The organism is Tannerella forsythia, assembly GCF_003860135.1.
GTDB lineage: Bacteria > Bacteroidota > Bacteroidia > Bacteroidales > Tannerellaceae > Tannerella > Tannerella forsythia_A.
In genome coordinates, this window is sequence record NZ_RQYN01000073.1 from 1 (window position 1) to 9,706 (window position 9,706).

General features: G+C 41.4%; 11 protein-coding genes. 8 read left to right on the plus strand and 3 right to left on the minus strand.

Annotation, left to right across the window (positions count from 1 at the left end):
* Positions 1 to 897, minus strand: an 897-nt coding sequence (locus EII41_RS12580) for an ISAs1 family transposase (protein WP_124790870.1), incomplete at its 3' end; no start/stop codon positions are given.
* 120 nt (positions 898 to 1,017) lie between these two features.
* Here EII41_RS12580 and EII41_RS14815 point away from each other — a divergent pair.
* The 6 genes from EII41_RS14815 (at position 1,018) to EII41_RS12610 (ending at position 6,423) form a co-directional block, all read left to right on the plus strand.
* Positions 1,018 to 1,191: an HNH endonuclease gene (locus EII41_RS14815; protein ID WP_221620726.1), complete on the plus strand. Its 174-nt coding sequence runs from the start codon at positions 1,018 to 1,020 to the stop codon at positions 1,189 to 1,191.
* Entirely contained in the window at positions 1,172 to 1,627 is a 456-nt protein-coding gene (locus EII41_RS12590; protein ID WP_185711916.1) for an SMI1/KNR4 family protein, read from the plus strand. Before EII41_RS14815 ends, EII41_RS12590 begins: the two co-directional genes overlap by 20 nt.
* A gap of 247 nt (positions 1,628 to 1,874) precedes the next feature.
* Positions 1,875 to 2,357, plus strand: a complete 483-nt coding sequence (locus tag EII41_RS12595; RefSeq protein ID WP_124790872.1) for a YrhA family protein — start codon at positions 1,875 to 1,877, stop codon at positions 2,355 to 2,357.
* A 193-nt stretch (positions 2,358 to 2,550) separates the two neighbouring features.
* The gene (locus EII41_RS12600) at positions 2,551 to 2,937 is read left to right on the plus strand and encodes a hypothetical protein (protein ID WP_124790873.1); all 387 of its coding nucleotides are present in this window, start codon (positions 2,551 to 2,553) and stop codon (positions 2,935 to 2,937) included.
* A 167-nt stretch (positions 2,938 to 3,104) separates the two neighbouring features.
* A complete protein-coding gene (locus EII41_RS12605) occupies positions 3,105 to 5,723 on the plus strand; it encodes an RHS repeat-associated core domain-containing protein (protein ID WP_124790874.1) in 2,619 nt (872 codons plus the stop codon).
* Between the two features lie 76 nt (positions 5,724 to 5,799).
* The gene (locus tag EII41_RS12610) at positions 5,800 to 6,423 is read left to right on the plus strand and encodes a hypothetical protein (RefSeq protein ID WP_124790875.1); all 624 of its coding nucleotides are present in this window, start codon (positions 5,800 to 5,802) and stop codon (positions 6,421 to 6,423) included.
* A gap of 402 nt (positions 6,424 to 6,825) precedes the next feature.
* Here EII41_RS12610 and EII41_RS12620 read toward each other — a convergent pair whose 3' ends face one another.
* A complete protein-coding gene (locus EII41_RS12620) occupies positions 6,826 to 7,077 on the minus strand; it encodes a GlsB/YeaQ/YmgE family stress response membrane protein (protein ID WP_124752787.1) in 252 nt (83 codons plus the stop codon).
* 279 nt (positions 7,078 to 7,356) lie between these two features.
* On the opposite strand from EII41_RS12620, the gene EII41_RS12625 reads away from it, so the two are divergent.
* Entirely contained in the window at positions 7,357 to 7,788 is a 432-nt protein-coding gene (locus tag EII41_RS12625) for an META domain-containing protein (RefSeq protein ID WP_124790877.1), read from the plus strand.
* 214 nt (positions 7,789 to 8,002) lie between these two features.
* On the opposite strand, the gene EII41_RS12630 is transcribed toward EII41_RS12625, so the two are convergent.
* Positions 8,003 to 8,971 (minus strand): IS5 family transposase, encoded by a 969-nt coding sequence (locus tag EII41_RS12630; RefSeq protein ID WP_124790878.1) that lies wholly within the window; start codon positions 8,969 to 8,971, stop codon positions 8,003 to 8,005.
* Between the two features lie 82 nt (positions 8,972 to 9,053).
* Between EII41_RS12630 and EII41_RS12635 the strand changes: the two genes are divergently transcribed.
* A complete protein-coding gene (locus EII41_RS12635; RefSeq protein ID WP_124790879.1) occupies positions 9,054 to 9,347 on the plus strand; it encodes a hypothetical protein in 294 nt (97 codons plus the stop codon).
* Positions 9,348 to 9,706 lie beyond the last annotated feature (359 nt).

The window sequence follows — 9,706 nt, forward strand, 5'->3', positions numbered from 1 at the left end:
CGCCCAATGCCCACGAATAGCCTGTTTCAATGAAGAAAGATCTGTTAATGACGAAATGTAGTAGGCCACTTCTTCACTCGTTTTGTCACTCTTTTTATCCCTTCGTTTGCGTACAACTTTGTGTATCGCCCTCAAGCCTTTCCAGCGAGTTAATACCTCGCTGGCTTCTATCTCCAAGGGATTGAGAATACTTTCATAGCGACGTGTTTCTATGCGTCCGTGAGATAGTTCCGTCTGCTCGTCAAGGAGGATATGCTTCTGAAAAAGAGGGCAGAAATAGGCTTCAATCTCTTGCCGACTCAAACTTTGATTCGCTTTAACACACAATACATAGTCTCCGCCCTTATCGATGATTTGTTCGGCAATGGCAGTTTGTGTGCCTATGGCATCATTCAAGTCCAGCAAATGAAGAAGTTGTTGTATAGCAGGTATTTCGTTTGTTTTTCGGTCAATGTAGAGTTGGGCAAGACTGCACATATCTTGTGGTGAAAAGGCAGAGACGACATGGGATTGTGTATCAAAAGAGAGTTTCTTCACTCCCCGCATCGTCTTGCCATCAATGCAAATATGTTTACCCGAAGTGGCCGAGATAAAGCCTTCAATCCATCGCTTATAAGCCCCCTCAAAGGCTTCTACATCCAACAGACTGATGCTCCTGTTGAGAGTATCATGAGAAGGCATGGTATGCGTAAGTTGATGGCCAGTAAGCATTTCGTATAGACTTTTCAATTCTTCTTCGTATTCCTCGGCATAATCTTCAATCTCATACCAAGAGGTATTGCCTGAGAGTGTAGAGAGGAAAACGATCAGGAGTAAAAAGTCAAGAGGATAAATTTTTTTACGCTCTATCCGTGGGTCTGAGACCATGCAGAGGCTTTCAAATAGAGAATGATACATAACTAACAGCTTATTTATTTAACGACTACAAAAATATATAGAAAGTCCTTTTAATGCGTCAGCCCTGAACAAAAAGGGAATCATACAACGGATTATACAAATGCGATAAGAAAGTCTGAATTGGATCCTCCAAAAATTGATGGAACAACGTGGCATCATCACGAAGATGGTATGACAATGCAAGAAGTTAATTCTGATATACACGATAGATTTACTCACCGCGGTGGGGTTTCCAAAACAAAAAAAGTCGCATTAGGCAGAAAAAATGACATTTATGAGATTACAATTAATTGAAAAAGGAACAATCGATAGTTACAAGATTATAGAGAATGAATTTAACATCTCGCTACCGAAAGACTACAAAGAATTTTTGGCAAAAAATAATGGCGCAATTGTGCACGATGGTTATTTTTTTGTGGAAGATTTGGGCGAATTTATCCTAATGGATACTCTTTATGGAGTTAATACAAAAAGTAGGTCACAGGATATTATTTTTAAAAATCGGGAATACATTGATGATATTCCCAGTGAATCTATTCTCATTGGAAGAGACCTAGGAGGAGGGTGGTTGCTATTGATACATGACAAAGAAAATGACGGTATTTGGTATTATGATCATTGCTATTTTTTCAAACAATCCTCAGATGAACTTAACACATACTTTATCTGCGAAACTTTTGCTGAATTTATGCAAATGCTTGAAAATACAGTGCTGCCCGATGGTGAATAAATTCTTTGAATATCGATTTTTGAACAGGAATTTATAGCATACATTTGGTAATTTTAATGACTCTGGAAAGTAAAATATGGGCTTTACAGTGTATAAGTGTGGCATTGTTGTTTATGCTCCAGAGAGGATAGAGAATCCAGATTGTTATATTGAAGCTGTTGCTATTGGGGAAAAGGTTATTTTCATCCAACAAGATAGCTCTGGAATGGTGGAAAAACGAAGGAAATTTTACCCATAACAACATTGAATGATGGATAAGTTAATGAAGGAATTAGAATTGCAGAATGCAAAATATGGAGATAAAATTCAAACTCCTGCAAACAAAAAACAAGTAGAACAACTTCAAAACTCTATTCTATCATTATACGGAATAGAATTATCTCAAACATATATAGATATTCTTTTGCAAACAAATGGATTTGATAATAATGGAGTAGTTTTATATGCTACAGAGGATAGTCTTTTACAAGGTTATGATGATAGACATATTGATGGATTTGTCAAAGCGAATAGAATGTGGCACTCCGATCCTGTTTTTGAAGGATATTTATTCTATGCAGAAACGGAAACCTTTCTTTGCGTCCAATCGATGTGTGATAAAACATTTAGTGTAAGGGATCGTGATAATTTCTCGGAGATTATCTTTACGACCTCAAATCCGACACTCTTTTTTGAACTTATTTTGCAACTTGCTTTAGGAAAAGACGTTTTAGACATATATTCGATATAAACTTCTGCCCATTGGGTTCATGCAGGCAAATTCGAGTTTTTATGCAATATGAGGACAATTCAAATTATTGGTAGACTACACCCACTCAAAAAAAGCTACAACAAAACAAAGTAGTGAAAGATATGTCTTTGCTCCAAGAATAGCGAAAGCAGCTCGAAGATACCTATTGAACAAAGCATAAATTTCGAGATAGATGGAAAGACTTTTTTGTTTGTTTAGTAATATAATAGAGGCCATTATGAGTACAGTATCAGAAATTTATAATAGGATTGGTCAAAGAATCATTGATTCAATTAGAAGCGAGTGGATTACTGCTGCTTTGCAAGTTGAATACGTTGGGAGCGTTAAAGCTTTTTTGGAATATAAAACGGATAATGGGGAGGTTAAAAATACCATTTTGCAAGATAGCTTCAAGAATATGAGAGATATAAAGGAGCTAAATGCTATAATGACAGCAGAGAACAATAAAAATAAATGGAACAAAGCTGTATTTACAGTTAATCCAGAAGGAAAATTCGACTTGCAGTTTATTTGGGATCAAGAGCTTCAAGACGAAATTGAAAAATTAGCAAAAGAATGATTTTCCCTTGAGATGACAATGTCTCCTTAACGACAAGTCTTAAAGGGAATTTTCCTTTCTTTGGTTCTTGCATATATTTATATTTAGTATAAACCCTCTTTGGAAAGTCTGATGCGGGACAGAATTTCTACTGGGAGTACCGAGGCCAAGGAGACGAGGCGAAATGTGTGCATACATGGGGCGATGGCGGTGTGCTCGAGCACCATACCGAATATAGTGCCGGACACACGCTCACGCGCAACAGCCTAGGCTTTACCACCCGATACTTCTACGACGAGCGGAATCTGATCTACAAGATCATCGACGAAGTAGGAGGCGTTACGCTGCAGGAATACAACGAATACGAAGAATTGGTCGTAACGGTAAACCCCGAAGGACTGAGTCGGAAATACACCTACAACGATTCAGGAGAGGTCATCAGCTTCGAAAACGAGAACGGGGAAAGCACTCGCTACGAATACGACGAACGAGGCAACCTGCTGAGTATCGCGACTGCACAGGGTACAAAATCGGCATGGGAGTATGATGCTCTGGATCGGGTGGTAAAACGAATCCTGCCCGATGGCAATACACTTTCGTACGCATACCAAGGCCGGAATCTGAGTCAGGTAACCGATGAACGAGGCAATGTCTTCCGCTTTCTGTTCGATGAGGCATATCGCCCTGTACAACTTACCTATCCGAACGGCACCTACCGCCAGTGGATGTACGATGCCTTCGGTTATCTGAGCGAGGAGCGCGACCCACGTGGCAACCACACCTTCTATCGTTCCGACGAAGCCGGCAACCTCCTCTGGATGCAGGAGGCCGACGGCAACGAACACCATTTCTCTTACGATACTTCGGGCAACCTCATCCATGCCAAAGACCGGCTCCGTGAGGTAAGCTTTCGCTACGGCAGTCTCGGCACCCTGCTGAGTCGGACGCAGAACGGGCAGACGGCTTGCTTCGAGTACGATACCGAGCTGCAGCTCACCGGCATTGCGAACGAAGGCGGAGAGCTCTACCGTTTCGCTTTGGACGGACGTGGCGATGTGGTGGACGAATGGGGATTCGACGGTCTTCACCGCCATTACGAGCGCGACGGTGCCGGACGTGTCTCCAAAGTGTTGCGTCCGGATGAACGGTGGAGTACTTATGAATACGACGGAGTGAGGCGTATCGTCGAGGAACGCCACAGCGACGGTACCGGTACGGCTTACAAGTATAACAAGGACGGTCTGCTTACGGCAGCCTTCAACGATTCGATCAAGATCGGGTTCGAGCGCAGTCGGGACGGGCGTGTGCTGAAGGAAACGCAGGGCGAACATATGGTCGAGAGCGTTTACGATGCCTTCGGTAGCCGCATCCGCCTCAGCAGCGATTTGGGAGCCGATGTAGCTTTGCAGTACGACACGGAGGGCTTACCGGCCGGAATGCAGTCCAAAGAATGGAGCATGTCCATCGGTCGTGATAAGAGTGGTTTGGAGATTCAGCGGGAGTTGAGCGGCGGGGTGCGTGTCACGACGGGCCGTGATATGCTCGGACGTGTTGTTCGCAGGGATATTCTCTCGGGCGGAGCGGAGCAGAGTCGCATGCGTTACCATTGGGGCATGGGCAACCGCCTGCTTCGCAAGGGGAACGAACGCACGGGCGAAACCATCCTTTTCGACTACGATCCTTGGGACAATCTCTTCCGTGCCGATTACAAGGGTGGCTCCGAGTTGGAGAGCATTTACAAGGCTCCCGATGCCATCGGCAATCTGTTCCGCACGCCCGAAAGGAAAGATCGTAAGTACGGCAAGGGCGGTCGATTGCTCGAAGACCGTAAATACTCCTACCATTACGATAGTGAGGGAAACCTTGTCTTAAAGTGTAGACTACGTCCGGAAAACATGGCAACTCCACTTTGGCAGGAGGGTGATTGGGCGTATGAATGGCAGGGCAACGGCATGCTCCGAAGTGTGAAGCGTCCCGATGGCGAAACGGTCAGTTTCGAGTATGACCCACTCGGTCGCCGTATTTCGAAGACATATAAAGATAAGACTACCCGTTGGGTTTGGGACGGCAATGTACCGTTGCACGAGTGGACAGAGGAAGAGAATGTAACCACGTGGCTGTTTGAAGAAGGTAGTTTTGTTCCCTGTGCCAAACTTCAAAATGGAGAGAGCTACAGCATCATAACTGACTATCTCGGTACGCCGACTGAGATGTATACCTCCAATGGAGAAAAAACATGGTCGGCAGAATTGGATATTTATGGCTCTGTTCGTAACTTTGCCAGGCGTTCTTTGAGCGATTGTCCGTTCAGGTATCAGGGGATGTATTATGATACGGAAACTGAGCTTTGCTATGTTAGACACCGCTATTATAGTTGTGATACAGGGGCATTTATTTCTCAAGACCCGATAGGGTTGGCGGGCGGTAATCCGACCCTGTATGGGTATGTAAGTGATGTAAATAGTTGGATAGATCCTCTGGGTTTAAACAATGTAAAAACTGGAGCGGGAAGAACTCATGTAACATATCAGGGTGTAAAAAATGGACTTCCTTATACAGGTTATGCAAGCGCCCCTTCACATCTTGGATTATCTCCTGATGAAATTATAGCGTACAGATATAATGGAAACTTTGATGATTTTGGAGGAGTTGCTCCCAAGCATGTTTATATTGGTGAGGGAGTAAAAGGAAAACAAACAGCAAGAGGTCTTGAACAAAGATTATATGAAGCCGATTTAAAAGCAGCGGGGGGGGGGATAAAACTAAAGTTGCCAATAAGCAAAATCCAGTTGGTGAGAATAATCTAAACAGGAAAAAATATTTAGCAGCAGCAGACGAACATCTGAAAACAAAAGGATGTCACTAATAAATGTACGAAATAAAATGACAAAAATAATGTGGAAAACCAATCAGGTGATTAGTATAGAAACAAAACGCAAAGATGAAAATAGAGAAACCAATATTTATGTATTGGCACAGATGATAGGTAAAGCAGAACTACTTGTTTTTAATATGTTCAATACTGATAATAATTGGGAAGGGATAGATTTAAAAAAAGTTCCTATTCTTTTTTGTACCACTGTTACAAGACAATTTATAAAAAATAGCAATATTTTTAAGCAGAACCTTAAAGGATTAGCAAACTATGAACCGCCAAGGTGTAAAATAGATTCTTTAGGGACTGGAAGCAGATATGTTACAGTTTGGGAAGGAACACCTGAAGAAAAAAAAATACTTATATTGGGACAAGGAGGGGGAAGATTAATTGAAAAAGATATGTCTTCTGGAGGGTATGTCGAGAAAATTATTATTCCCTCAATAGATAAAACAGATTTGGAAACAATAAATAAATATGAATTGACCAATGTGCGAATTTATGCAGAATTTAATGAAAGACTGTACCTTTGCTATAAGATGAATAAGAATGTTGACCCAATGAAAGATTTGATTTTTGATTTGCCAATTCCCTTAGAATATAAAGAGTACATTGATATTATATCCTCTTAAAATAATACAAACACCTCAATCAAGGCGAGTGGTTTCTTTTCTTCCGCCTTTGGTAGAATATTAGTGGGTGTTTTTTGGGGATTTGCCCTTTCAAATATAACTTTGCAGGGAGTTCTTTGAAGTGTTTTTGTTTTGTTCCCTGTGCCAAACTTCAAAACGGAGAGAGCTACAGTATCGTAACAGACTATCTCGGTACACCGACCGAAATGTATACCTCCGATGAGGAAAAAACATGGTCGGCAGAATTGGATATATATGGCTCTGTTCGTACCTTTGCCGGGCGTTCTTTGAGCGATTGTCCGTTCAGATATCAGGGACAGTATGAGGATGAGGAAAATTAATAACCCCTCACCGGACAATTGCCAGCGAGGGGTTTTCTTATTATTTCAGGCTGTACGACGGCTATTTCTTTCTGATAAGCGCAAAAATCCACAACACAATCACTGCTCCTCCCGTAGAGAGAAGAAGCGTTCTAATGCTAAACTCATTTACTGTTCCCCAGCCTAATGCCGAACCAATCCACCCACCAACAACTGCTCCTAAAAGACCGATAATGATGGTCACAATCCAACCACCCGGATCTTTGCCCGGACGTATGGCTTTAGCAATCAAGCCAGCCAATAAACCTAAAATAATCCATGATAAAATACCCATAGCTTCTTTTTGTTTTAGTACAAATTCATATTAAAAATACATTCACATATAAGAAACAGACACTATACCCTATTTGTTCAATTATATCGAATATTTTTATTGACAACAAAAAACGAACACCATATAAACTAATTTAAAACGACTTAACTCAGAGAATCCATTAAAATTAATCGAATCTTCAACAATAAAATCTATTAATATTACCTAAAAAAAACTATTCTCAAAACATTTCACTTCATTTTTACGTCTTATAATCGTGTAATAAATAAAAACATAACAATGAAAAAAATCAATGGAATATTGGCGATGGCATGTGTTGCATTAATGATCGCCTGCGACAGCGGAAAGCGCGTAACGGCAGAAGAGTTGATAGGCCGATGGAGTATTGTAGAAGTAGGCGGTGAGGCTGTAAAAGCGGAAAAAGCGTTCCTTGAATTCGTAAAAGAAGGCAAGACCCTTCGTTTACACGGAAATGCAGGTTGCAATCTGATGAATACGGAAATGATAATCGATGAGAAGAAACCTGCCGCTCTTTCATTCTCCGTTCCGCGCGTAACGATGATGGCTTGCCCCGATCTCGAAACGGAAAGTAAAATACTAAATGCTTTCGAACACGTAACGCAAGTGAAATCCGACAAGACGGAGACACGACTGCATCTTGCAGATAAAGAAGGAAAAAGCATGTTAACACTCGAAAAGGAAGCCCCGTAAAGGGCTCCTTTTCGATCACTTTACGCAATCGGTCATTTGCCAACATAAAAAATTCCATCTTCTTACAAGAAAAGATCACATAAAGCTTGATCCATCCTCTCCTCTCTCCTAAGCTCAGAAAAATTTTCTGATTCGCCTTATACTATACTCCTGTTGGACTTTGTTGCAACGGAAGCCAAGTGGATATATTCCTTTTCTGTGGTTATACAGTATATTAAGACACTTTGTAAGCCTCGGGCATACCTATCCCGATGAATCTGTTTAATACCCAACATTTGAGTTTGACTTCGGTTCTCTGATTTTCAAATGCCCGGGCATCTAATTCTCCGCCGAAAATCGTCTTATACCGGAACATCGCCACTTCGTTAAGGCTTCGTCGGTGGTAGCCATTTTCCTTTTTCCAACGCTTCGAGCCATGTTTGTTTATGGCTTCCACAGTTCCATTGCGCTGAATCAGATAATCGGGCAAAAGTTTCTTCTTACTGCCCTTTTGTATGACTGCATTTTTCAAAGGCGGAATGATCTGAAGAACATCGCTTCCCAAAATTTCTCTGAACCCGAACTTATCGTATGCCCCATCTGCGATAAATCGTTTTATATGGCTTGTCTTACCCTTGAGCATTTTCGTTCCTACGGAAGCGTCATCCTCATCGTTGCCGGTTAATTCCGCCCGGAGGATTTCCTGTGTGTCCAAATCAACGCAGAGGTGAAGCTTTTGCCACGTGCGACGTTTCGAATAGCCGTGTTTACGCACTTTCCATTCACCTTCTCCATACACTTTCAAGCCTGTAGAATCTATCCCCACCGATAAATTCTCACCCCCTGCCAACCTGTCCCCGATGTCTACAGGGAGGCTCTTCTGACGACGGCAAAGCGTCGTGTAATCCGGAACCGGCAAATGACTTTTACCCATCAGCATAAATAAACTTTCAACAAAACCCGTACTCTGGCGTAATTTTAGCCCATAATTGATTTTCAACAACAGGCAACACTGGATGATACTGTCGCAATAAGTTTGTTCGCCCACTCTCTTTCCCTTTTGGGCGGCTTGTTCCCACTCATCTAATACCGAATCATGTAGCCATAATGTGATACGACCACGACGACATAAGCTTCGATTGTATTCTTTCCAATTCTTTATTTTATAGCTATCTTTGTGCGGGGGTGTTGGTAAGGTACTCATACGTATCTACATTTTTAGTTTGCAAATACAAAAATAGACCAATAAACCCTATTTTTCAATAAAGTTGCAACAAAATTGCACGATGTACACAATTAGGGAAGAAGGATTTACATTAAAAAATACAGCGGATTTGATTTTTGGATCAATTGGGTTTATACCCGGTTGGGGTTGGGCCGTTTCGGGTGTGTACTTTGGGCTTGATGCATTGGGCGTTTTTGACCAACCGGTTGCGCGTGTTATAGAAAAGCCTGAGCGCGCGAACCCATTTGAAGCTGTGCGAGATAACACCTATGTGGCTCCTCATCCTCAACTTCTTGAAATAGGCAAGTCAAGGGACTCTATTTCCAAGAGTTTTGATAAATTCGAAAAACATTGACACTTTATGTTTTCTTATATATACTATAGAATATATTCAACTTACCAGATAAAGTGGAAGAGCGATATTGCCGGACTCTATGCACTTTCCATGCTTTCCATCGCTCAATTATTAAATCTTAATACAGTTATAATTCCAATCTGCTATGCATTGGGAATCAATTTTCTTCCCTCTAAATTGTCGTGGATGATAGTACATATCGGCTTCACAACCTGCAATGCAATCTATTTTTGGAAGATTACTAATTATGATAAATTACACAATAGATGGAAGTCAGAATCTAAATAGTCGTTCCTTATAAAATCAACTTATGCCACAAAATATATTTTATGCTTCCGAAAAAACCAACCGAAAATAAA